Origin of the sequence: Frigoribacterium sp. VKM Ac-2530 (genome assembly GCF_015350835.1) — a bacterium.
GTDB lineage: Bacteria > Actinomycetota > Actinomycetes > Actinomycetales > Microbacteriaceae > Frigoribacterium.
In genome coordinates this window covers 1,241,272-1,263,159 of sequence record NZ_JADKSE010000002.1, presented here as the reverse complement: position 1 = coordinate 1,263,159, position 21,888 = coordinate 1,241,272, and the positions used below count along the sequence as shown (strand labels likewise).

The following is a 21,888-nucleotide window of genomic DNA, read 5'->3' as shown; positions in this document are numbered from 1 at the left end:
CGCCCGAACAGCCTCACAACCCCCGGATTCTCGCCTTTTGGAGCGACCTCGGTCGGCATTTGCGGCTCACACCGAGCGAGGAGGCGCGGAGATGCGCTCAGGGGGACGAGGAGGCGCGGCGCTCAGGCGGCGGGGCGCCAGCGGCGGAGGAGCTGCGCGTTCAGCGCCACGATCACCGTCGACAGGCTCATGAGCACGGCCCCGGCGGCCGGGGAGAGCACGAAGCCGACCGGAGCGAGCACGCCCGCGGCCAGCGGCACCGAGAGCACGTTGTAGCCCGCGCCCCAGACCAGGTTCTGGATCATCTTGCGGTAGCCGACTCGGGACAACGAGATGACCGAGAGCACCGCGCGCGGGTCGCTCGAGGCCAGCACGACGCCGGCCGACTCGACGGCGACGTCGGTGCCCGCGCCGATCGCGATCCCCACGTCGGCCCGGGCCAGCGCGGGGGCGTCGTTGACGCCGTCGCCCACCATCGCCACGCGCTGGCCGCGCTGCTGCAGCTCGGCGACGCGGGCGTCCTTCTCGTCCGGGCGCACCTCGGCGAAGACCTCGTCGATGCCGAGCTCGCGCGCGACGGAGTCCGCGACCTGCCGGGCGTCGCCCGTCACCATCGCGACGCGCACCCCGGCGTCGTGCAGCCGGCGCACCGCCTCGGCGGACTCGGGCCGGACCTCGTCACGCAGCGCGAAGGCCGCCACGACGCTGCCCGAGCGCACGAGCCACAGCACGGCCGCGCCGTCGCCGCGCCACGGCTCGGTCGCCGCCTCGAGGTCGGCGGGCGCCTCGAGCGCCAGGTCGCGGAGCAGTCCGGGACCCCCGACGGCGACGTCGACCCCGTCGACCCGGGCCGAGACGCCGCTGCCGGTGAGCGAGCGGAACGACTCGACCCGCGCCTCCTGCGGGGCAGCCGACGTCGCTGCGTCCGCGGCACGCACCAGCGCCCGGGCGACCGGGTGCTCGCTGTCGCGCTCGGCGGCCGCGGCGAGGCGCAGGGCCTCATCGCCCGTCAGCCCCCCGGACGAGGAGGCGGTGGCCACGTCCGTCACGCCGGGCTCGCCCTTCGTGAGGGTGCCGGTCTTGTCGAACAGGACGGTGTCGACGGTCCGCATGCGCTCGAGGGCGAGGCGGTCCTTGACGAGGACGCCCGCCCGGGCGGCGCGCTCGGTCGAGATCGCGATCACCAACGGGATGGCGAGCCCGAGGGCGTGCGGGCAGGCGATGACGAGCACGGTCACGGTGCGCGTGATCGCCTGGTCGAGGTCGCCGAGGAGGAGCCACACGACGAAGGTGACCACCCCGGCACCCGAGGCGAACCAGAAGAGCAGGGCGGCGGCGCGGTCGGCGAGCGCCTGGGCGCGCGACGACGAGGCCTGGGCCTCGGCGACGAGCCGCCGGATGCCCGCGAGGGCCGTGTCGTCGCCGACCGCGGTGACCCGGACCCTCAGGGCGCCGTCGGTCGCGACGGTGCCCGCCACGACGCGGTCGCCCTCGCCGCGCGCGACGGTCCGGGACTCGCCCGTGACCATCGACTCGTCCATCTCGGCGGAGCCGTCGACGACGACGCCGTCGGCGGGCACACGGGCGCCCGAGCGCACGAGCACGACGTCGCCCGCGACGAGGTCGGCGAGCGCCACCTCGGTCGTCGCGCCGGTGCCGGGGCCGGCGCCCGCGTCCGTTCCGGCGCCGCCGTCTACGCGGTCGGCCGTGTCGGGCAGCAGCGCGGCGAGCGCGTCGAGGGCGCCGGAGGCGGCGCCCAGGGCCCGCATCTCGATCCAGTGCCCGAGCAGCATGATGACGACGAGGAGGGCGAGCTCCCACCAGAAGTCGAGGTCGAGGCCGCCGATGCCGAGCGTCGTCGCCCAGCTCGCGACGAACGCCACGGTGATGGCCATCGCGATGAGGAGCATCATGCCCGGCTGCTTCGCCCGGGCCTCCGCGACGCCTCCGCTGAGGAACGGCCAGCCGCCCCACGCGAAGAGGAACGTGCCGAGCACCGGCGAGATCCACTCGGAGCCGGGGAACGACGGGACGTCGTAGCCGAGCAGCCCGGCGAACATCGAGCTGAAGGCGACCACCGGCACGGCGACGACGAGGCTGACCCAGAACTTGTCGCGGAACTGCGCGGCGTGGTCGCCGTGGCCTCCGTGACCACCGTGGCCGTGGTGCCCGGCGTGCGCGTCGTGGCCCGCGTGCGGGTCGTGCCCGGCGTGCGCGTCGTTGCCGGCGTGCGCGTCGTGGCCGGCATGCCCCGTGCCGACGGCCGCGGCCGCCTGGCCGTGGTCGGCCGTCGCGAGTCCGGAGTGGTCGGCGCCGACCTGCTCGTCGTCGACGGGGGCGTGGTGGTCGTGCGGGGTGCTCATCCCCATACCCTAGGGGGGTATCACGCGAGAGGTCCAGGTCTCAGGGCGACCGCCTCCTCGACCGTCAGCCCCCTCGCTGTCAGCCCCCTGACGGATCAGCCGCCGACGGGCGGGCCGACGATCAGCAGCAGCACGAAGACGACCACGACGGCCGCGAGCAGCAGCACGACCGCGAGCGCGAGGTGCCCGAGCACCCAGCGGAGGAGGCGGTCGAGCGGCCGGCGGTCGCGCGGGTCGCCGGTCGCCTCGCGCCGCCAGTCGCCGTCGAGCCCGCCGCGGCGGTCGATCCAGCGCTCGACGGGCAGCGAGGCGAACGGCACGACGGCGCTCGCGAGGGCGAGCACGGTCACCCCCGGCGACCAGCGCTGGTTCACGGCGACGACGACTCCCGCGACGAGGTAGGCGAGGAACACGAACCCGTGGATCGGCCCTGCGACGCTGACGGGCCAGTCGCCCACCTTCGCGACGTACTTCAGCAGCATCCCGCCGATCAGCAGGGCCCAGGTCACGACCTCGGCGACGGCGAACGAGCGGAAGAGGGCACGGGGCGACATGGCGGCTCCTGGTGAGGGGGTCGGTGGGCCTCCATGGTCGCAGCACCGCCCTGGACGCCACCTCCCCCGGTGCAGCGCCTGCACCGCCGCCCGTCCCCGCGACCGCGAGAGGCCCCGGATCGACCTCAGAGCACCTCCGGACGTCGATCCGAGGCCTCTCGACCCGGCCCGAGGGGCGGGGGAGGCGCGGCGTACGGTGGACGGATCGACGACGACCACGAAGGGCACTCCATGAGCGACCACGACGCCGAGCAGCACCGCCCGCACGATCGACACGAGCGCCCCGGTGCGACGCGCCCTGCCGCCGACGGTCGGTCGCGAGGCAGGCTGCGCCCGCAGTGGCCGACCTTCCGCGGGTCGCCGTTCCTCTGGGGCGTGCTCGCGTTCCCGCTGTTCCTGCACCTGGTCACGGCCGCCGTCTCGCTCGGCCGCGGCGAGGCGCCCACGCCGTTCGGCATCGTGTTCCTGGTGCTGGTCGCGGTCGTGTTCGTCGTCTGCCTGATCGGCGTCGTGCAGACGCTCCGGCACCCGCGGCCCTCGCCGCCGTCGTGGCTCGACGAGGGCGACCCGCGCGCCTGACGCGACCCGCGCCTCCTTCGGGGCGACGTCGCACACGCAGGAACGAGTGGTCAGCAACGGTCGTCGACGCCGCTCGGGAGGGCCGGAACTGACCACTCGATGCGCCGGCCGGCCGTGAACACCGGGACCGGTCAGGCGGGGCAGGTCAGGCCGCGTCGCGGGCAGGCTCGGCGGGCTCGCGCAGCGCCGGGCAGTGCTCGGGGGTCGGGTGCCGCGCGATCTCGACCATGCGGTCGAGGGCGTCGCGCGCAGCGGCGAGGTCGGCCATCGCCGCGGTGATGCGCCGACGCTCGGCCTCGAGCACGGCGAAGACCTCGGGAGAGCTCGTGCCGGAGTCGACGCAGGGCAGCAGCTGCAGGATCGTGCGGCTCGGGAGCCCCGCCGTGAAGAACTGCTGGATCAGCTGCACCCGCTCGACGGCCGCCTCCGCGTAGCTGCGCTGGCCGCTGCTCGTGCGGTCGGACTCGAGTAGGCCCTGCTCTTCGTAGTACCGCAGCGCGCGGGTGCTGACGCCCGCTCGCTCTGCCACCTCGCCGATGCGCATCCGTGCCCCTGTGCTTCTTGGAAGGCGTCTCTGCCTGGTCCGCGTGTCGGACTTGCCCTTGACGTCAACGTGAAGTCCTAGCGTAGCCGAGGCCGGGCCAGCCGAGACTGCCCGGCCGACCGTCCACGACCAGGAAGACTCCACGCATGAACATCGACATCACCGGCCAGACCGTCCTCGTGACCGGGGCCAACCGCGGCATCGGCCGCCAGTTCGTCCTCGAGGCGCTCGAGCGCGGAGCCGCCAAGGTCTGGGCCACGGCTCGCCGGACCGAGACCCTCGACTTCGCCGACCCTCGGGTCGTGCCGCTGCAGCTCGACCTCACCGACCACGCCTCCGTGGTGGCCGCCGCCGCCGCGGCCCACGACGTGACCGTGCTCGTCGACAACGCCGGCATCGCGACCGGCGCGTCGCTGATCACCGGCGACCTCGTCGACGCCCGCCGCGAGATGGACACGCACTACTGGGGCACCCTCGACGTCATCCGCGAGTTCGCCCCCGTGCTCGCGGCCAACGGGGGCGGTGCGATCGTCAACGTCCTCTCCGCCCTCTCGTGGTTCGCCGCCCCCGGCAGCGGGGCCTACGCCGCCGCCAAGGCCGCCGAGTGGAACATGACCAACGCCGTCCGGCTCGAGCTCGCCGCCCAGGGGACGCTCGTGCAGGGCGTGATGCTCGGGGCCGCGGACACCGACATCACGGCGAACTACGACGGACCCAAGATCGACCCGCGCGACGTGCCCCGCAGCTCGTTCGACGGCCTCGCCGCCGGTGCGATCGAGGTCGTCGTCGACGACTGGAGCGCGATGGTGAAGGCGTCGCTCGCCGGCGACCCGGCCGAGTTCTACGCGAAGATGCGCGAGCTGCTCGGCTGAGCTGCCCTCTCGGCCGGCCCGTCGGCCGGCCCGTCGGCCGGCCCCGCGCCGAGTGGTCACGAAGTGTCCTCGATCGAGCCGGGAGCGACCACTTCGGACCACTCGAGGGAGGCGCGGGCGGTGCGGGCGGGTCAGACGCCGCCGAAGCGCTCCGTGCGGACGCGGGTCGGGTCGTGCCCGGCGTCGACCAGCCAGCCGGCGACGGTCTCGACGAACGAGTTCGTGCCGCAGACGTAGACGAGCGGGTGCGCGGACGCGGGCAGCACGAGGTCGAGCAGCTCGTCACGCGTGAGCCTGCCGGAGGCGCGGGTCGACCCGGCGGGAGCCTCGCGAGTGAAGACCCAGTCGACCCGCACCTCGCCCGCCGACTCCTCGGCGAGCGCCGCCAGCTCGTCGCCGAACCAGCGGTCGGCCGGCGTCCGGACCGAACAGAGCAGCCGCATCGGCGGCGGCCCGGCCGCGCCGGCCGCGCCGGGCGCGGCAGCATCAGCGTCAGCAGCACCAGCCCCCGCAGCCCGGGCGCGCACCATCGCGACGAGCGGGGCGATGCCCGACCCTCCCCCGATCAGCTGCACCGGCGAGCGACCCGGTGCCGGTGCCCCGTCCGGCTCGGGCAGCACGGCGTGCACCGCCGAGTCGGGGTCGAACTCGGTCGGCGGCCAGACGAACCAGCCGCCGATCGGGCCGCGCACCTCGACCGGGTCGCCGACCTCGGCCGCCGAGACGAGGTACGGCGAGACCTCGCCGTCGGGGAGCTCCTCGACCGTGAGCTCGATCTGCGGTGCCCGACCCGCGCCTCCTGGGCTCGCCCGCACGTCCGACAGCGAGACGTCCGACCGCGTGACGTCCGACAACGAGTACGAGCGGACGGCCTGGTAGCCGTCGTCCGCGGTGAGCCGGACGTCGACGTGCTGCCCGGCCCGGGCCGGTCGCAACCCCGGCACCTCGAGCACGATCGAGCGCCCGGTCGGGGTCTGCCCCGCCGCGGCGACGATCGTCGCCGGCATCCACCGGAAGGGGTCCGCGGGCAGCGACTCGGGCGAGGAGGCAGGCACCCCGTCGTCGGGCGAGCTCACGCGTAGCGCTGCTCGCGCCAGGGGTCGCCGAGCGCGTGGTAGCCCATGCTCTCCCAGAAGCCGCGGCGGTCGGAGGCCATCGTCTGGATGCCCTGCACCCACTTCGCGCTCTTCCAGAAGTAGAGGCCGGGCACGAAGAGACGGGCCGGGCCGCCGTGCTCCGACCCCAGGGGCTCGCCCTCGTAGGTGTCGACGACCCACGCCTTGCCGCCGAGCAGCTCGCTGAGCGGCAGGTTCGTCGTGTAGCCGCCGTAGCTGGTCGTCATCGCGTACTCGTGCGTGGTGTCGAGGCCGTCGAAGAGGGTGTCGAGCGAGACGCCCGACCAGTGCGTGCCGAGCTTCGACCAGCTCGTGACGCAGTGGATGTCGGTCTCGATCTGCTCGTGCGGCAGCGCCTGGAAGTCAGCCCAGCTGAGCGAGCGGCTGCCCTGCTCGGTGCCGAGCTGCAGCTCCCACCGCTTGATGTTCGGGGTCGGGCCGGCCGACAGCACCGGGAACCCCTTCTCGAGGTGCTGCCCCGGCGGGAGGCGCGGGTCGGCCTCGCGACGTCGGCCGAAGCCCGTGAAACCTGCCATGGTGCGCCTCCTCGTGGTCGACGCCAGGCTAGCCGCCCCGACCGACACCTGGTCGGGACGAACGGTCGGCGGCTCAGGCCCTACGGCAGCTCGAGGGAGACGGGCTCGGCGCCCTCCTCCGCGGGGACGACGTCGACCGTGACGGGGCGACCGTCCACGCCGGCGGGGAGCTCGTGCTCGGACACGGCCGGCACGTAGTCCATCGTGCACATGCCCGGGTCGGCAGGCGCGAGCCGGACGGTCACAGCGTCGGCACGGGCCGCCTCGACCGACTCGACGGCGGGCGGGCAGGTCGAGCTGCCGAAGAGCGTCAGGGAGAACGACGTCCCCTCGTCGAGCCAGGCCACCGAGGGGCCGCCCTCGGCGGCGCCGTCGTCCGTGCCGGCGCCGCCGTCCACCGGCACCGACGGGGTCGACGACCCGGTCGGCGCCGCCCCCGCGCCGGGTGCGTCGCCCGGCCCGGCCTGCGCGCACGCGCCCAGGAGGAAGGTCGCCGCGACCGCCACGAGGGCGAGGCGGGGGGCGGCGGGTCGTCGGGGGCGGGTCGTCTCGGCCATGCACCCATGGTGCCAGGGCCGTCCACGGCCGCGCGCCTCCTCCGTGCCCGACCGCGGTCGAGGCGAGCCCAGGAGCAGGCGAGCCTCAGGAGGCGGGGGCCCGGTCGGCCTCGGAGCCCTCGTCCACCATCTGCTGCCACCAGTCGGGGTGCAGGTCGACCAGGCGGACCCAGGCGTACCCGGCGACGACGCGGTCGACGTGCCCCGTCAGCTCGGCGAGCGCCAGCTCGCGCGCGTCGCCGACGTCGGCACCGCCGTCGAGGTCGCCGTCGCCCTGGACGTCGAGCATGCCCAGCGCGTCGACCACGGCGACGGGCACGCGCCAGGCGTCCGGCCCCTCGAGGTGCCGCGGGACGTCGTCGACGACGCCGAGCAGCACCGGCACCGCAGAGGCCGCCCCCGTCTCGCCCAGCGCCGTGACGACGTCGAGGTGCTCCTCGTGCCAGTCGCCGTCCCAGAGACGGGCGAGCAACGGCACGTGGTCGCCGTCGAGCCCGAAGACGAAGCAGACCCGCAGCGCGGCCCACAGGTCGTCCTCGGCCCGCGACAGCACGACCTCGTGCAGCAGCTCGAGCCCGAGGTCGCGTCCGTCGCGGGCGCCGAACCAGAAGAGGAAGTCGGCGGCGGCGATCGGCTCGGGCAGGCTGCGGATCAGGTGCCGCTCCTGGTCCGTCAGGCGTCCCTCGTCGCGCGGCCTCTCGACGGGCGGGTGGTCGAGCACCGTCAGCAGGGCCCGCATGCCCCGGCGACGCCGACCCGTCAGGCGGACGACGACGGCGGCGATCGACCAGAACAGCACGAGCGGGACGAGGTCCCCGAGCGCACGCGACAGCGAAGCGCTCGTGACGACGATGCCCACGGCCAGCACCGCGGGCAGCACGCCGAACAGGGCGAGGGTGAACCATCGCGCGAAGCGCTGCGTGCCGAGCTCACGCCGCAGGGCGGAGCGCCACGGGTCGAGGGGCACGTTGATCGGCAGCTGCCGTCGACGGGCGGCCTCGAAGACCTCGACTCGGGTGATCGGCACGTGCACGGTCCAGATCGTTGCAGACTCTGCACGCTCAGCCGGACATCAGCCCGCGAGGCTGCGTCCCTGCTGGGAGTTGCTCGACACAGCACCCCACGGGAGTCGTACGGTGGACGGAGGTCAACTGCGAAAGGACTCCCACATGGCTGAGTACACCCTCCCCGATCTCCCCTACGACTACAGCGCCCTCGCGCCGCACATCAGCGCGACGATCATGGAGCTGCACCACTCCAAGCACCACAACACCTACGTCACCGGCGCGAACACGGCCAACGCCGCCCTCGCCGAGGCCCGTGAGACCGGCAACCTGGCGAACGTGAACAAGCTCGAGAAGGACCTGGCCTTCAACCTCGGCGGCCACGTCAACCACTCGATCTTCTGGACGAACCTCACCCCCGAGACCGGCGAGCCCACCGGCGACCTGCTCGAGGCCATCGGCCGCGACTTCGGCGACCTCGAGAAGTTCAAGGCCCACTTCACCGCCACCGCGCTCGGCGTGCAGGGCTCCGGCTGGTCGGTGCTCGCCTGGGACGTGATCGGTCAGCGCCTCAGCGTCTTCCAGCTCTTCGACCAGCAGGGCAACGTGCCGTTCGGCCTCGTCCCGCTGCTGATGCTCGACGTCTGGGAGCACGCCTACTACCTCGACTACCAGAACGTGCGCGCCGACTACGTCAAGGCCTTCTGGAACATCGTGAACTGGGACAACGTCGGCCAGCGCTACGCCGCCGCGACCAGCAAGACCCAGGGCCTGCTGACCTTCTAGCAGCAGCCTGCCCTCGGAGGAGGCGCGGTGCGGGATCTCCTGCACCGCGCCTCCTTCGTGCATCCCGCGCCGTGCGGATGAAGCAATGTGCTTTCACGTCTAGCGGTTCCTCGTGAAATACGCTTTCATGGCCTGCATGCCCACGACGACGCGGACGACCTCGACGGATCCCGGCCGCACCCCCACGTCGGCACGCCCCGACCGCGCTGACGCCTTCGCGCTCGTCCGCAGCCAGTCCGTCACGATGCCGGCGAGCATGCGCGCGATCGCGGACACGGTGCTCGACGACCCGCACGCCACCGTCGACGGCAGCGCTGCCGACCTCGCGGCCCGCGCCGACGTCAGCCCCGCCACGGTGTCGCGGTTCGTCCGGCACCTGGGCTTCGCGAGCTACGCCGAGCTCCAGCGGAGCATGACCCGCGCCGTCGAGCGGGGCATACACGAGCACGCCCGTGCGCACCAGGAGATCCACGCCGGCGTGCGCGTCGACGACGACGTGGCGACGGTCATCGCGAAGATCACCGAGGACGTCCGCGCCGTGATGACCGACACCCGGGCGGCGCTCGACCCGGACGCCCTCGCGCGCGTCGCCGAGGCCATCGAGCACGCCCGCCGCGTCGTCCTCTACGGCGTCGGCGCGAGCGGTCTCGTCGCGCGTGACCTGCACCTCAAGCTCGAGCGCATCGGCATCGCGAGCTCGATCGCCGACGACCCGCACAACGCACTGACCCTGGCGAGCGTGGTGGGCGGCGAGGACGTCGTCGTCCTCGTCAGCCACTCCGGCACGACGACCGAGGTGCTCGAGGTCGCCCGGCAGGCCGTCGCCCGCGGTGCGGCCGTCGCCGCGATCACCGGGCACCGCGACACCGCCCTCACCCGCGACGCCGACGAGGTCCTGCTCGGCGTGGCCGGCGCGGAGAGCGACCTCCGCCCCGCGGCGATGGGCAGCCGCATGAGCCAGCTCGCCATCGTCGACGCGCTCTTCGTCGTCGTCGCCCAGCGCACCGAGGCACGCTCCCGTCCCCTCCTGGCGCGCAGCCGCGACGCCGTCCGCACCCACCACCGGAACTGAGCACCACGATGACCCACGACCTCCGCGAGGAACTCGCGACCCTGACCACCGAGGCGACGGACGCGAGCCTCGACGACATCGACCTCGTCCCGACCCTCGAGGCCGCGCGGCGCATGAACGCCGCGGACCGCGGCGTCCCCGTCGCGCTCGAGCCGTGCCTCCCGGCCGTCGCGGAGGCGGCGGACCGCATCGCGGACGCGTTCGCGGCCGGCGGCCGGCTCCTCTACGTCGGCGCCGGCACGCCGGGCCGGCTCGGCATCCTCGACGCCAGCGAGTGCCCGCCCACCTTCGGGACCGACCCGGGCATGGTGGTCGGCGTGATCGCCGGCGGCACGCCCGCCATCACCACCGCCGTCGAGGGCGCCGAGGACGACGAGTCGGCCGCGGTCCGCGACCTCGACGCGCTCGGCCTGACCTCGCGTGACGTCGTGGTCGGGATCAGCGCCTCCGGCAGGACGCCGTACGTGCTCTCCGCCCTCCGGGAGGCACGGCGCCGCTCCGCCGCGTCCGTCGCGGTCACGAACAACGCGGGCTCGGCTGCGGGACGGATCGCCGACATCGCGATCGACGTCGTCACCGGGCCGGAGTTCATCGCCGGGTCGACGCGGCTCAAGGCGGGCACGGCGCAGAAGCTCGTCCTGAACATGCTGACGACGCTCGCGATGCTCCGCCGTCACAAGACGTTCGGCAACCGCATGGTCGACGTCCGCGCGACGAACGCCAAGCTCGCCGCCCGATCGTTCTCGCTCGTGCAGGACGTGACCGGCGCATCGGACGCCGACGTCGACGCCGCCCTGCACGACGCGTCCGGCGAGGTCAAGACGGCGATCGCCGTCCTCCTCACCGGCCTCTCCGCGGCATCCGCCCGCGACCGCCTCGACGCCGCCGACGGATCGCTCCGCGCCGTCCTCTCCTGACCGTCCATCCCTCACCGAGGAGCCCCGAATGACCGATGCACAGCAACTCGCGCAGCAGATCCTCGACACCGTCGGCGGATCGGCGAACATCGCCGACGTCGAGAACTGCATGACCCGGCTCCGCGTCGAGGTGGTGTCCGACGCGGCGGTCGACCTGCCGGCGCTGAAGGGCACGGACGGGGTGATCGCGGCGATCGCCGCCGGGTCGAACCTGCAGATCGTGCTCGGCCCGGGCCTCGTGGACCGCGTCGCCGTCGGGCTGGAGGCGCTGCGCGCGTCCGCGCCGTCCCCCACCACCGCAGGCGGCGGTCCCGATGCCGGCCCGGCCGGGGCGTCGCCGGAGGAACTGGCGGCTCGCGGGGCCGCGATGAAGGCGACCGCACGCTCCCGGTCGGACGGTCGGGCGATGCGCGCCGTCCGCAAGATCTCGGCGATCTTCATCCCGCTCATCCCGGCCCTGATCGCGTGCGGCCTCATCGCCGGCATCAACGGGATCCTGACGAACCTTGGGTGGCTGCCCGCCGCCACGCCGTTCCTCGGCGTCCTGTCGAGCGGGTTCCTGTCGCTCCTCGCCGTGTTCGTCGGCATGAACGCGGCCAAGGAGTTCGGCGGGACGCCGATCCTCGGCGGCGCCGTGGGCGGGATCATCGTGGCGGCCGGCGTCGCGAACGTCAGCGTGCTCGGCCAGCAGCTCGCACCGGGGCAGGGCGGGGTGCTCGCCGCGATGGCCGGCGGGATCGTCGCCGCGTACGTCGAGCGGACCATGCGTCGGCACACGCCCGACGTCGTCGCCCTCATCGTCGTGCCGACCGTGACGGTGCTCGTCGCCGGTGCCCTCACGCTCGGCGTGCTCATGACCGTCGCCGGGGTCGTCTCCGTCGCGATCGGCTCCGCCGCCACGTGGCTCCTCGCGAACGGCGGGGCGTTCGCCGGGTTCGTGCTCGGCGGGCTGTTCCTGCCGCTCGTCATGACCGGCATGCACCAGGCGCTCACGCCCATCCACACGACGCTCATCGACCAGACCGGGTGGACCGTGCTGCTGCCGGTGCTCGCCATGGGCGGGGCCGGGCAGATCGGCGCCGCGATCGCGCTCTGGCTGCGCTTCCGCTCGAACGCCGCCCTGACGCGGACGATCCGCGGCGCCCTGCCCGCCGGGCTCCTCGGCGTCGGCGAGCCGCTCATCTACGGGGTGACGCTGCCCCTCGGCCGGCCGTTCATCACCGCGTGCATCGGCGGTGCGTTCGGCGGTGGGGTCGTCGGCCTGTTCGACCAGCTCGGGCACACCGTCGGGGCGATCGCCATCGGCGCCTCCGACCTGTCGCTCCTCCCCCTGCTCGACGGGTCGTCGGGGTACGGCTGGGCGATCCTCGGGTACGGCTCGGGGCTCGTGACCGCGTACGTCGTGGGCTTCCTGGCGACGCTGCTGTTCGGGGTGTCGGACTCGGTGCGGGCCGACCTGGCCGAGCAGTCCGCGCCGGGGGCGCCGCTCGACGTGGTCGCGTCGGCGGAGCCCGCGGACGCGACGTCCCCGGTCGCGGGGGCTGCTGCCGGTGCCGCTGCCCCGTCCGGTGCTGCCGATGCGGGCGCTCCGGTCAGGTCCGGGTCCGGGTCGTCGCGCTGATGCGGCTCGGGGCGAGCGGGTACCTGGCGCACGCCGACCTGGCCTCCGCCTCGTTCGCCGCCGCTGCGGACACCGGGGCCACGCTCGCGTTCACGTCGCTGCAGATCCCCGAGGACGATCCGTCGTCGGCACGCTCCGTCGCCGCGGCGGTCGTGGGTGCGGCGTCGTCGTCGGGCCTGGCCGTCGTGGCGGACGTCTCCCCCGACACGGCGCGGCTGCTCGGCGACTCGCCCTGGGAGCTCCTCCGGTCGATCGGCGTCGACCGGGTGCGGATCGACGCCGGGTTCTCGGAGTCGACCGTCCTCGCGATCGCCCGTGTGCTGCCGATCGCCCTGAACGCGAGCACGCTGCGGGCTGTCGACCTCGCGCCGTTCGCGGACGTCGACGTCGAGCTCGTCCACAACTTCTACCCGCGGGAGTGGACCGGGTCGGCTCTGTCCTCGGTCGTGTCGTCGACCGAGCTCGCGCACTCGTTCGGGTGGCGGGCGGGGGCGTTCATCGCGGGCGACTCGGTCCGCCGGGGCCCGCTCGGCGAGGGACTGCCGACGGTCGAGGCGCATCGAGGCCTGTCCCCGTTGGCCCAGGCCGTCGCACTCGTCGATGCCGGGGTGGACGACGTGTACGTCGGCGATCCGGCGTTGACGGAGCGGTCGTGGTCGCGGCTCGGGTCGTTCGCGCGCGAGGGCGTCGTCGTGCTCGACGGGGTCGCGGCGCCGGGGGTCGACGCCGCCGTGTCGGCGGCGCTGGCCGTGCCCGATCGGAACCGGGTCGATCCCGCCGAGGCGCTGATCCGGCTCGAGGGCTCGCGGGCGCGGTTCGCGGGCCTGCCGCTGCCTCGCGTCGGCGGGCAGCCTCGACCAGCGGGGTCCGTCACCGTGCAGTTGCCGGCGGCGGGCAGGTACTGCGGGGAGGTCGCCGTGGCGCTGCGCGATCTGCCCGGGGACGAGCGGGTGGCCGTCGTCGGGTGGGTCGACGAGGTGGTGGCCGTGCGTCGTGGGGCCGGGGTCGCCGTGCACCTCCGACGTCCGACCTCGGGATGAAAACCCCGTGCAGGAGGCGCGCCGCACGCGGCCCTGCACCTAACCTGGCGCACATGGCGGACGCGAGGCGGTGGGGACGGCACGTCGTCGCGCCGGCCGCCGCCCTCGTCTACTTCGTCTTCTGGGTCGCCAGCTCGTGGGGCCGCGGCGGCGTCGCCGACAACACCGTGGTGTTCGGCCTCTTCGCGATCGCGATCGCCCTCGCCTGGTGGATCCCGACCACGTCGCTCGTGCTCGTCGTGATCGTCCCGGTGCTGCAGCTGCTCGGGCTCGCCGAGGCCCCGTCGCAGGACACCTGGACGGCCTACGTCGCCATCGCCCTGGTGATGGCCTTCGTGGCGGTGAAGCCGTCGCCCTGGCTCCGGCTCGCCGCGCTGCTCGTCGCCGGCGTCGCCGCCGGCCTCGCCGCGTGGCTGCTGGCCGTGCCGACCCTGACGCGGCCGCAGAGCTGGAGCACCTGGGTCGGCGCCGGGACGACCGGGCTCCGCATCGAGTTCTCGCTGCTCACCGCCGCCCTGTTCGGCGTCTTCGCCGGCGCGTGGGCGATCGGGGTCGCGTTCGCGAGCATCCGACGGGTGCTCGTGATCCGCCAGGCCCTGGAGGCGACCGAGACGCGGTTCGAGGCGACCGACCTCGAGCTGCGGCTCGCCCAGGACAGGGCGCGGATCTCCCGCGACGTGCACGACGCCCTGGCGCACTCCCTCGCGGTCGTGGTCTCGCAGGCCCAGGGCGGGCTCGCCCTGCAGGCGACCCGCCCCGAGGTGGCGGAGGAGTCCCTCCGCACCATCGCCGAGGTCGGCCGCACGGCCCTGCTCGACGTCCGGCGGCTGGTCGAGCGCATCACGCAGGACGACGACGTCACCGCTCCCCGCGAGACGCTCGCCGACGTCGACGCCCTCGTCGTCGCGATGCGCGAGGTCGGGATGGAGGTGGACGTCACGACCGAGGGAGCCCCCGGGCCCCAGGGGCCGGCCGGCGCCCTCGCCCCCTCGCAGGAGCTCGCCGTCTACCGCATCGTGCAGGAGAGCCTGACGAACGCGCTGAAGCACGCGGGCACCTCGAGCCGCGTCGCCGTGCAGCTCGACTGGCGCGGCCGCGGCCTCACGCTGCAGGTCACGTCGCGGGGCCGCGGAGCCCCGCTCGTCGCGGCCCGCACCGGGGCCGACCGCGGCGCCGGCGTCCGCGGCATGACCGAGCGCGCCCGCCTCGCGGGCGGCTGGCTCACCGCGCAGCCCTCGGCGGACGGGACCGCGTTCGAGGTGACCGCGTTCGTGCCGACGACCGGCGCCTCCTCGGTCGTCGCGCCCGACGCCTCCTCTGCCCCTGCCCCTGCCCCCGCATCTGCCTCTGGCCCCACCGAGAGAAGCTCCTCATGACCGACTCGCCCGCCGCCGGCACCGCCAGCCCGGCCGTCATCACCGTCGCCGTCGTCGACGACCAGCCGCTCTTCGCCTCCGGCCTGCGCATGCTGATCGAGGCGCAGCCGGACCTGCGCTGCGTCGGCACCGCCGTCGACGGGCGCGAGGCGCTGGCGCTGGTCGAGCGCGAGCACCCCGACGTGGTGCTGATGGACCTCCGCATGCCCGTGATGAACGGGCTGGAGGCGACGGCCCGCATCCTCGAGGGGGTCTCGCCCGACGACCTGCCCCGGGTGGTCGCCCTGACGACCATCCAGCGCGACGAGGCCGTCTTCGGGGCCCTCAAGGCCGGGGCCTACGCGTTCCTCACGAAGGACGCGACGCCGGACGAGGTGCTCACGACGATCCGTGCGGCGTGGGCGGGCGACCCGGTGCCGACCGCGGCGGCCGCGCTCGACGTCGTGCACGAGTTCGCCGTGCCGACGACCCCGGCCCCCCGCGTCGACCCGCTCGAGCCGCTGTCGCCGCGCGAGCGCGAGATGTTCACCCTCGTCGCCCGGGGCCTCAGCAACATCGAGATCGCGGGCGAGGCGTACCTGAGCGAGGCGACGGTGAAGAGCCACGTCCGGTCGGTGCTGCAGAAGCTCGGCATGCGCAACCGCGTGCAGATCGTCGTCTTCGCCTACGAGAACGGCCTCGTGCCCGCCTCCGACGGCGGGCCGAGGCCGCGCCGGTGACGGCCGGGCGTCGAGGGGCCGGTCGGTGAGGGCCGGCGGCCGGGAGCGCGTCGCGAAGCGGGTGACCGTCGTCGCGGTGGCCGCGCTCGTCGCCGGGGTCGTGGCCGTCGGCATCCCCGCCAACGCCGCCTGGACCCTGCCCGACCTGCCCGAGAAGGACCAGGCGTCGTGGACGATGCCGCTCGACCAGTACGTGGGCGTCGGGGTCGTGCGCCTGAACTACGCGACCGAGCTGCTCATCCAGGGCTGCATGGTCGACGCCGGCCACGACGACGCGGTCGTGCCCTGGCGCGACGTCGACGCGGCCACGAACGCCACCGAGCGCCAGCCGCTCCGCGCCTTCGACCTCGCCGCCGCGCGGGAGCGCGGGTACCACGTGCCTCCCACCGTCGACGCCGGGGCCGACGCCTGGCGGGCCTTCTCGTACCGCGAGACCTCGCCCGACGAGGCGGCCGACCGGGCGACCTGCCTCGAGCGCGCCTACCGCGAGCACCCGGAGCTGCTGACGGGCGCCTCCGCGTCGTCGACCACGGGCTCGGTGGGCGACGTCGCCATCCGGCTGAGCAACGCGGCGTTCCTCGAGGCCCGGCAGGACGCCTCCGTGCGCCGGGCGGCCGACGCGTGGCACGCCTGCATGCTCGACCAGGGCGTCGGCGCCGGGCCCTGGGCCGACGACCTGCCGGAGGACCCGGCGGACATGCCCACCACGCGCATGGCCCAGGCCTTCACCTCCTACGACCCCGCGACCGCCGTCGGCGACGAGGAGCGCGACCTCGCCGAGACCGACGCCGCCTGCCGTGCCGCCTCGGGCTACCTCGACGCGCTCTACGAGGCCGAGTGGCAGCAGCAGCTGACCGTGCCGCACGACTACGGCGAGCGCCTCGCCCAGATCGACACGGGCCCCCTCGTCGCGGCGCAGCAGCTCGTCGACCGCACGATCGAGCGGCTCGGACCCGAGCGGCCGAAGGGCCTCTAGGAGGCGAGGATGCCTCGGCCCTCCGACGGGGGGTTACGGAACAGGTCGCGGAGTATGCATGATGGGGTACAGAGGAACACTGTCGGGGCGGGGGCGCCTGCCGGTCGGCTGACGCTGGTCAGTCGATCGGGGGACGGTCCGTCGGCCTGATCAGCGCGGCGAGCTCGTCGGCGAGGCCGGCGGACCGCGGCGACAGGAACGATGGCAGCACGAAGCGCATCATGTCCTGCAGCCGCTCGAAGACGTCCGCGTGGCCGGTGCTGAGGGCCGAGAAGGTCTGCACCCCGCTGAAGGCGCCGACGACGAAGCGCGCCGCGCGGTCGACGTCGAGGTCGTCGCGGAACGTCCCCTCCTCGCGCGCGCGCCCCACGTGCCCCGCGGTCTCGTCGACCCAGGCGAGCGCCGAGGGCGCCCTGCTCGGCACCTCGCCGATCGACTCGGTCGACAGCCGTAGTCCGGCCGCGACCATCGGCTCCGTCGAGAGCTGCGTCGCGAAGGAGGCGCACGCCAGCATCAGCGCACCGGCCGCGGACGGCGCACCCGCGATCGCGAGCTCGGTCCACGCCCGCGACAGGCGCTGCTGCTCGGCGACGACCGCCCCGGCCAGGTCGGCCTTCGAGCGGAAGTGGAAGTAGAGGGCGCCCTTGGTGACCCCGGCCGCGTCCGTCACCTGGTCGAGCGACGTCTCGGCGTAGCCCCGGGCGAGGAACACCGAGGAGGCGCCCCGCACGATGGCCGCCCGCGTCTCGCGGGCCCTGCGCTGCTGCGCCACGGTCGCCTCCTGCCCTCTGCTCGTCGTGTGCGTGCTGTTCGTCACGTGCGCGCTGCGGGTCGCGCGCCCGTGGTCGGCGGGCGTCGGCGTCGGCAGCCGTGACGAGGCTGACCCCAGGGTAGGGCCCCGGGGCGGTACCGTCTGGGCATGACGACCGCGCTCCGCCTCATGCCCGACGACCGGCTCGGCCCCTGGATCGCCCGCTCGCAGGCCGAGTACGAGCGGTCGCGGCTCGCGTCGGGCGAGCCGGCCGAGATCGCGGCGGAGGCGGCGCGTGCCTCGTTCGAGCAGAACTTCCCCGGCGGCCGCCCCGCGCCGGGGCACCTGGTGCACGACGTGGTGGTGACGGCGTCCGACGGAGCCGGAGCCGGAGCCGGCGCTGGCGCTGGCGAGGACGGCGGCACCGTCGTGGGCGTCCTCTGGATCGGGCCGTTCGCCGAGGGCAGCGACGCGTGGTGGGTGTGGGACGTCGAGATCGACGAGCAGCACCGCGGCGCCGGCCACGGCCGTGCGGCGATGCAGCTCGCCGAGGAGGAGGCGGCCCGCCACGGCGCCGCCACCCTCGGCCTCAACGTGTTCGGCTACAACACGGCCGCCCGGGCGCTCTACGAGTCGCTCGGCTACGAGACGACGGCGGTGCAGATGCGCAAGCCGGTCGGCGGCAGCGGCAGCGGCGCGTAGTCTCCGCGCACGTCGGTGCACCGTGTTCCGTGCACCGCACCCGATCTCGACACGGTGCGTCGCACGAGAGGCGGCGCAGCGGTCCCGAGGTCGTCGCGCCTCAGCGCGCGGGAGGCGGGGCGCCAGGCGCGGACGGGACCGACGGGACCGGCACGGCGGTCGCGGCCACCACCTCCTCGGCGTCGGCGGCCAGCACCCCGTCAGCCTCCGCGGCCGGCGCCTCCTCGGAGTCGACGGCCGGCGCCCCGGCAGCAGCAGCGGCAGCGCGTCCGCCCCGCGGCGGGCGGCTCGCGAACAGCACCCCGGCGACGACGACGACCCCGGCGCACACCTCCACGAGGTCGGGCACCTCGTCGAAGGCGACCCACGACGCGGCCACGCCGACGACGGGCACGAGCATCGAGAAGGGGGCGACGGTGCTCGACGGGTACGCCGCGAGCAGCCGGGTCCAGAGCCCGTAGCCGAGCACGGTGGCGACCAGCACCACGTAGAGCAGGCCGATCACCGACGGCAGGGCCGCGACCGTGAACGCGCCCGCGAGGCTGTCGCCGATGCGCTCGGGACCCTCGACGACGAGCGCGAGGGCGAGCATCGGCACGGGCGGCACGACCGACATCCACAGCGTCAGGCGCAGCGGGTCGGGGGCGGCCGCACGCCGGACCGCGACGTTGCCGAGGCCCCAGCCGACCGCCGCGCAGAGCGTGAGCACCACGGGCAGCAGGGCCGCGACCTGCGACCGGTGCGCGGCGATCACCGCGAGCGCCAGCACGGCCACGCCGATGCCGATGGCCTGGCGCCGTGTGATGCGTTCACGCAGCCAGATCGCCGCGATGACGACGGTGGCAGGCGCCGACGCCTGAAGCACGAGCGACGCGAGGCCCGACGGCATGCCCGCGGCCATGCCGAGGTACAGGAAGCCGAACTGCAGGATGCCGAGCCCGACGCCCACCATCAGCAGCCGCGACCACGGGATCGCCGGCCGCGGCACGAACAGCAGGGTCGGGACCGCGAGCAGCGCGAACCGCAGGGCCACGAGGAAGATCGGCGGGAAGTGGTCGAGCGCCAGCGCCGTCATCGGGAAGTTGACGCCCCAGCAGACCACGACGACGAGGGCGAGGAGGCGGTCGCGGGGGCTCATGGGACCAGCTTGGCGGAGGTGCGGATGCAGGACCAGCGCAGGTCTCGTCATCGACGATGTAGCGTCCCTTCATGGAGATCCAGCACCTCGACCTGCTCCGCGAGCTCGCGGACCGCGGGAGCGTCACCGCCGTCGCTTTCGCTGTGCACCGGTCGCCGAGCGCGGTGTCACAGCAGCTGCGGACGCTGCAGCGCCAGCTCGGGGTCGAGCTCGTGCGGCGGTCGGGACGCGGGGTGCAGCTGACCGACGCGGGGCTGGTGCTGGCACGCGCCTCCGTCGCGGTCTCCACGGCGGTCGCCGAGGCGGAGGCGGCCCTCGAGGCGCACCGCGGCGGCCGGGTCGGCGTGGTGCGGCTGGCCCTGTTCCCCTCCGCGGCGGAGCTGCTGTTGCCCGGCCTGCTCGTGCGGATGCGCGAGCACGCCGGGATCGAGCTCGAGATCAGCGACCGTGACGTCTCCGAGGACGAGTTCGCACAGCTCACGGCCGACGTCGACGTGGTGATCGGGCACCGCTCCGACGGCGTCGTGCCGGTCGAGCACCCCGGCCTCACCGTCGTGCCCCTGCTGCGCGAGCCCCTCGAGGTCGCCCTGCCGCTCGACCACCCGCTGGCCGGACGCGAGCGCGTCACCGTGGCCGACGTGATCGGCGAGCCCTGGGTCGGCGTGCCCGAGGGGTACCCCATCGACCGCGTGCTCGTCTCGATGGCGCTGCAGTCGGGGGTCGTCCCGCGGGTCGTGCACCGCACGGTGCACCTGCCCGTGATCGAGGCGATGGTCGCCGCGGGGCTCGGCGTCGCGCTCGTGCCCCGGCACACGTCGGCCGGGCGGGCACCGGGGCGGTTCCGCCTGGCGACGCTCGACAGCGTGCAGGCGGGCCGTCACGTCGAGGCGCTGATGCGGCCCGAGCGGGCAGCCCGGCCGGTCGTGCAGACGGTCGTCGCGGAGATCGCGGCCGAGGCGCGGGCGACCGAGGCCGCCTCCGAGGAGGCGCGTCGCGCCTCCTGAGGCAGGGTCGCGTCGCGCTGAGGCCGGGTCGCGTCGCCCGGGACGAGGGATGGCCCCCGGCTCACGGGAAACGAGTCGGGAGCCGTGCCGCCGGACGGGGACCGGCGCGGCGGGCCCGAGGGCCCGTTGATGACGACGGTACGCCGCCGGCAGGCCCCGCGGAAGGGGCCTAGCGCACGCCCTTCGTGGCGAGGAAGGCGACGGGGTCGGTCGCGATGCCGCCGCGACGGATCTCGAGGTGCAGGTGGCAGCCGGTCGAGCCGCCGGCGGTGCCGACGCCGGCGATGTTCTGGCCGGCCGAGACGGACTGCCCGTTGGCGACGTAGATGCCCGAGCGCTCCATGTGCCCGTAGGCGCTGCTGATGCCGTTGCCGTGGTCGATGATGATCAGGTTGCCGTAGCCGCCGGCCACGCCCGCGTAGGTCACGGTGCCCGCCGCGACCGAGTAGATCGGGGTGCCGCAGCTGGCGCCGAAGTCGGCGCCGGCGTGCAGCTTGTGCTCGCCCGTGATGGGGTGCACCCGGTAGCCGTACGCCTGGTACGACGAGTACGAGCGGATGCCCGCGACCCAGCCCGTTCCCGGGTCGGGCACGGACGTGCCCGGCGAGCCGGGACCGACCGGGCGCGATCCGCCGCCGCCCCGGGGAGGTGCGGGCGCGGGCGCGGCCGCAGCCGCACGCGCCGCGGCCGCAGCCGCCTCGGCAGCCGCCTTGGCCTGGGCGGACGCGTAGGCCTGCTCGAGCGTGAGCCGGTCGTCCTGCAGCGCCTCGGCCTGTGCGGCCAGGGTCGCCTTCTCCTCGTCGACGGCCGCGACGTCGCGCTGGGCGGTGTCGCTCGCGGCCACCGCCGCGTCGAGGGCGTCGGAGGCCTCGTCGGCCAGCTTGTCGCGCTCGGCCAGGGCCACCGCGGCCTGGTCGGCGAGCGAGGTCGCGAGGTTCTCGGCCGAGACGGCGCGGTCGCGCAGCGTGCTCAGGTTCTCGCCGATCTTGGTCGACATGCTCAGGCCGCGCAGCACCGTCTCGGCGTCGGCGCCCGACGACAGCAGGTCTCCGGTGAGCCCCCCGCTGCCCGGACGGGCGAGCAGCGCGGCGGCCTGGCCGACCACGACCTGCGCGGCGTCGGCGTCGGCCCGTGCGGCCGCCGCCTTCTGCTGCACCGTCTCGTACTCGCCGGTGGCCTCGTCGACGGCGAGCTGCGCCTCCGTCAGGGCGGCACCGGCCTCGTCCGCCGCCGTCTGGGCGTCGGCGGCCCGGGTCGACGCGGCCTGGAGGGCGACCTGGATGTCGGCGAGCGCCGCCTTCTTCGCCTGCTCGGAGCCGCGGGCGTCGAGCACCTGCTGCCAGCTCGGGCCGGCCGCCTGGGCCGGGGCGGGGGCGGCGAGCACGGGGACGGCCGCGAGGCCCACGACGAGCAGGGCAGCGATCGCCGCGCGCGACACGGCGCGGGAGGCGCCGACGCGGATCAGGGGAGGTGTGGCGGCGAGCGGGGCGGACGAGGGGGCAGGGCGGCGGAGCATGGTTCTCGGTTCGTCGTGTGGCGGCGGCAGGACCGGCGGTGGGCCGGTCGTGATCACGCTGCTCGGGCGCGGCGGTCCGTCCACCCTACCGACCGCCTCCTCGTCGCACCTCCCCCCGTGAGCGGTACACGACACCTGTGGACCAT

22 protein-coding genes are annotated in these 21,888 nt (G+C 74.7%); 12 read left to right on the top strand and 10 right to left on the bottom strand.

Annotated elements, in window-relative coordinates:
• Positions 1-122 precede the first annotated feature (122 nt).
• Together ITJ48_RS14945 and ITJ48_RS14940 are read right to left on the bottom strand one after the other, a co-directional pair.
• On the bottom strand, positions 123-2,363 hold the full coding sequence (locus ITJ48_RS14945) for a heavy metal translocating P-type ATPase (RefSeq protein WP_194614248.1): 2,241 nt from the start codon (positions 2,361-2,363) through the stop codon (positions 123-125).
• 95 nt (positions 2,364-2,458) lie between these two features.
• Entirely contained in the window at positions 2,459-2,917 is a 459-nt protein-coding gene (locus tag ITJ48_RS14940; RefSeq protein ID WP_192042920.1) for a DUF3817 domain-containing protein, read from the bottom strand.
• A gap of 231 nt (positions 2,918-3,148) precedes the next feature.
• On the opposite strand from ITJ48_RS14940, the gene ITJ48_RS14935 reads away from it, so the two are divergent.
• Positions 3,149-3,496: a hypothetical protein gene (locus tag ITJ48_RS14935; protein ID WP_194614247.1), complete on the top strand. Its 348-nt coding sequence runs from the start codon at positions 3,149-3,151 to the stop codon at positions 3,494-3,496.
• A 145-nt stretch (positions 3,497-3,641) separates the two neighbouring features.
• On the opposite strand, the gene ITJ48_RS14930 is transcribed toward ITJ48_RS14935, so the two are convergent.
• The gene (locus ITJ48_RS14930; protein ID WP_194614246.1) at positions 3,642-4,040 is read right to left on the bottom strand and encodes a MerR family transcriptional regulator; all 399 of its coding nucleotides are present in this window, start codon (positions 4,038-4,040) and stop codon (positions 3,642-3,644) included.
• A 152-nt stretch (positions 4,041-4,192) separates the two neighbouring features.
• Here ITJ48_RS14930 and ITJ48_RS14925 point away from each other — a divergent pair, with 152 nt between their 5' ends.
• Positions 4,193-4,912, top strand: coding sequence for an SDR family oxidoreductase (locus tag ITJ48_RS14925; RefSeq protein ID WP_194614518.1), 720 nt, complete (start codon positions 4,193-4,195; stop codon positions 4,910-4,912).
• Between the two features lie 131 nt (positions 4,913-5,043).
• On the opposite strand, the gene ITJ48_RS14920 is transcribed toward ITJ48_RS14925, so the two are convergent.
• From ITJ48_RS14920 to ITJ48_RS14905, 4 genes are all read right to left on the bottom strand, one after another.
• Positions 5,044-5,988, bottom strand: a complete 945-nt coding sequence (locus ITJ48_RS14920; protein WP_370544949.1) for an FAD-binding oxidoreductase — start codon at positions 5,986-5,988, stop codon at positions 5,044-5,046.
• On the bottom strand, positions 5,985-6,563 hold the full coding sequence (locus ITJ48_RS14915) for a molybdopterin-dependent oxidoreductase (protein ID WP_194614245.1): 579 nt from the start codon (positions 6,561-6,563) through the stop codon (positions 5,985-5,987). Before ITJ48_RS14915 ends, ITJ48_RS14920 begins: the two co-directional genes overlap by 4 nt.
• Before the next feature lie 80 nt (positions 6,564-6,643).
• Positions 6,644-7,120 (bottom strand): hypothetical protein, encoded by a 477-nt coding sequence (locus ITJ48_RS14910; protein ID WP_194614244.1) that lies wholly within the window; start codon positions 7,118-7,120, stop codon positions 6,644-6,646.
• 85 nt (positions 7,121-7,205) lie between these two features.
• Entirely contained in the window at positions 7,206-8,153 is a 948-nt protein-coding gene (locus ITJ48_RS14905; protein ID WP_194614243.1) for a hypothetical protein, read from the bottom strand.
• 136 nt (positions 8,154-8,289) lie between these two features.
• On the opposite strand from ITJ48_RS14905, the gene ITJ48_RS14900 reads away from it, so the two are divergent.
• The 8 genes from ITJ48_RS14900 to ITJ48_RS14865 all read left to right on the top strand — a co-directional run bounded on the left by ITJ48_RS14900 (position 8,290) and on the right by ITJ48_RS14865 (position 16,631).
• Positions 8,290-8,910 (top strand): superoxide dismutase, encoded by a 621-nt coding sequence (locus tag ITJ48_RS14900; RefSeq protein WP_194614242.1) that lies wholly within the window; start codon positions 8,290-8,292, stop codon positions 8,908-8,910.
• 136 nt (positions 8,911-9,046) lie between these two features.
• Positions 9,047-9,982, top strand: a complete 936-nt coding sequence (locus ITJ48_RS14895; protein WP_194614241.1) for a MurR/RpiR family transcriptional regulator — start codon at positions 9,047-9,049, stop codon at positions 9,980-9,982.
• 8 nt (positions 9,983-9,990) lie between these two features.
• A complete protein-coding gene (murQ, locus tag ITJ48_RS14890) occupies positions 9,991-10,899 on the top strand; it encodes an N-acetylmuramic acid 6-phosphate etherase (RefSeq protein ID WP_194614240.1) in 909 nt (302 codons plus the stop codon).
• 28 nt (positions 10,900-10,927) lie between these two features.
• The gene (locus tag ITJ48_RS14885) at positions 10,928-12,520 is read left to right on the top strand and encodes a PTS transporter subunit EIIC (RefSeq protein ID WP_194614239.1); all 1,593 of its coding nucleotides are present in this window, start codon (positions 10,928-10,930) and stop codon (positions 12,518-12,520) included.
• Positions 12,520-13,560 (top strand): MupG family TIM beta-alpha barrel fold protein, encoded by a 1,041-nt coding sequence (locus tag ITJ48_RS14880; RefSeq protein WP_194614238.1) that lies wholly within the window; start codon positions 12,520-12,522, stop codon positions 13,558-13,560. Before ITJ48_RS14885 ends, ITJ48_RS14880 begins: the two co-directional genes overlap by 1 nt.
• Before the next feature lie 53 nt (positions 13,561-13,613).
• Positions 13,614-14,936, top strand: coding sequence for a sensor histidine kinase (locus tag ITJ48_RS14875; protein ID WP_194614237.1), 1,323 nt, complete (start codon positions 13,614-13,616; stop codon positions 14,934-14,936).
• The gene (locus ITJ48_RS14870; RefSeq protein WP_123548391.1) at positions 14,933-15,655 is read left to right on the top strand and encodes a response regulator transcription factor; all 723 of its coding nucleotides are present in this window, start codon (positions 14,933-14,935) and stop codon (positions 15,653-15,655) included. Before ITJ48_RS14875 ends, ITJ48_RS14870 begins: the two co-directional genes overlap by 4 nt.
• A 25-nt stretch (positions 15,656-15,680) precedes the next feature.
• On the top strand, positions 15,681-16,631 hold the full coding sequence (locus ITJ48_RS14865; protein ID WP_194614236.1) for a hypothetical protein: 951 nt from the start codon (positions 15,681-15,683) through the stop codon (positions 16,629-16,631).
• A 118-nt stretch (positions 16,632-16,749) separates the two neighbouring features.
• Here ITJ48_RS14865 and ITJ48_RS14860 read toward each other — a convergent pair whose 3' ends face one another.
• A complete protein-coding gene (locus ITJ48_RS14860) occupies positions 16,750-17,403 on the bottom strand; it encodes a ScbR family autoregulator-binding transcription factor (RefSeq protein WP_194614235.1) in 654 nt (217 codons plus the stop codon).
• A gap of 147 nt (positions 17,404-17,550) precedes the next feature.
• Between ITJ48_RS14860 and ITJ48_RS14855 the strand changes: the two genes are divergently transcribed.
• Entirely contained in the window at positions 17,551-18,084 is a 534-nt protein-coding gene (locus ITJ48_RS14855; protein ID WP_194614234.1) for an N-acetyltransferase, read from the top strand.
• Positions 18,085-18,184: 100 nt separating this feature from the next.
• On the opposite strand, the gene ITJ48_RS14850 is transcribed toward ITJ48_RS14855, so the two are convergent.
• The gene (locus tag ITJ48_RS14850) at positions 18,185-19,222 is read right to left on the bottom strand and encodes an EamA family transporter (RefSeq protein ID WP_194614233.1); all 1,038 of its coding nucleotides are present in this window, start codon (positions 19,220-19,222) and stop codon (positions 18,185-18,187) included.
• 71 nt (positions 19,223-19,293) lie between these two features.
• On the opposite strand from ITJ48_RS14850, the gene ITJ48_RS14845 reads away from it, so the two are divergent.
• Positions 19,294-20,226 carry a LysR family transcriptional regulator gene (locus ITJ48_RS14845; RefSeq protein WP_194614232.1) on the top strand — a complete coding sequence of 311 codons (933 nt, stop codon included), beginning with the start codon at positions 19,294-19,296 and terminating at the stop codon, positions 20,224-20,226.
• A gap of 169 nt (positions 20,227-20,395) precedes the next feature.
• Here ITJ48_RS14845 and ITJ48_RS14840 read toward each other — a convergent pair whose 3' ends face one another.
• On the bottom strand, positions 20,396-21,742 hold the full coding sequence (locus ITJ48_RS14840; protein ID WP_194614231.1) for a M23 family metallopeptidase: 1,347 nt from the start codon (positions 21,740-21,742) through the stop codon (positions 20,396-20,398).
• Positions 21,743-21,888: the final 146 nt, after the last annotated feature.

Coding starts and splice junctions, on each gene's coding strand:
- ITJ48_RS14945 (WP_194614248.1), bottom strand. CDS start 2,363: ATGAGCACCCCGCACGACCACCACGCCCCCGTCGACGACGAGCAGGTC.
- ITJ48_RS14940 (WP_192042920.1), bottom strand. CDS start 2,917: ATGTCGCCCCGTGCCCTCTTCCGCTCGTTCGCCGTCGCCGAGGTCGTG.
- ITJ48_RS14935 (WP_194614247.1), top strand. CDS start 3,149: ATGAGCGACCACGACGCCGAGCAGCACCGCCCGCACGATCGACACGAG.
- ITJ48_RS14930 (WP_194614246.1), bottom strand. CDS start 4,040: ATGCGCATCGGCGAGGTGGCAGAGCGAGCGGGCGTCAGCACCCGCGCG.
- ITJ48_RS14915 (WP_194614245.1), bottom strand. CDS start 6,563: ATGGCAGGTTTCACGGGCTTCGGCCGACGTCGCGAGGCCGACCCGCGC.
- ITJ48_RS14910 (WP_194614244.1), bottom strand. CDS start 7,120: ATGGCCGAGACGACCCGCCCCCGACGACCCGCCGCCCCCCGCCTCGCC.
- ITJ48_RS14900 (WP_194614242.1), top strand. CDS start 8,290: ATGGCTGAGTACACCCTCCCCGATCTCCCCTACGACTACAGCGCCCTC.
- ITJ48_RS14895 (WP_194614241.1), top strand. CDS start 9,047: ATGCCCACGACGACGCGGACGACCTCGACGGATCCCGGCCGCACCCCC.
- murQ (WP_194614240.1), top strand. CDS start 9,991: ATGACCCACGACCTCCGCGAGGAACTCGCGACCCTGACCACCGAGGCG.
- ITJ48_RS14885 (WP_194614239.1), top strand. CDS start 10,928: ATGACCGATGCACAGCAACTCGCGCAGCAGATCCTCGACACCGTCGGC.
- ITJ48_RS14880 (WP_194614238.1), top strand. CDS start 12,520: ATGCGGCTCGGGGCGAGCGGGTACCTGGCGCACGCCGACCTGGCCTCC.
- ITJ48_RS14875 (WP_194614237.1), top strand. CDS start 13,614: ATGGCGGACGCGAGGCGGTGGGGACGGCACGTCGTCGCGCCGGCCGCC.
- ITJ48_RS14870 (WP_123548391.1), top strand. CDS start 14,933: ATGACCGACTCGCCCGCCGCCGGCACCGCCAGCCCGGCCGTCATCACC.
- ITJ48_RS14855 (WP_194614234.1), top strand. CDS start 17,551: ATGACGACCGCGCTCCGCCTCATGCCCGACGACCGGCTCGGCCCCTGG.
- ITJ48_RS14850 (WP_194614233.1), bottom strand. CDS start 19,222: ATGAGCCCCCGCGACCGCCTCCTCGCCCTCGTCGTCGTGGTCTGCTGG.
- ITJ48_RS14845 (WP_194614232.1), top strand. CDS start 19,294: ATGGAGATCCAGCACCTCGACCTGCTCCGCGAGCTCGCGGACCGCGGG.
- ITJ48_RS14840 (WP_194614231.1), bottom strand. CDS start 21,742: ATGCTCCGCCGCCCTGCCCCCTCGTCCGCCCCGCTCGCCGCCACACCT.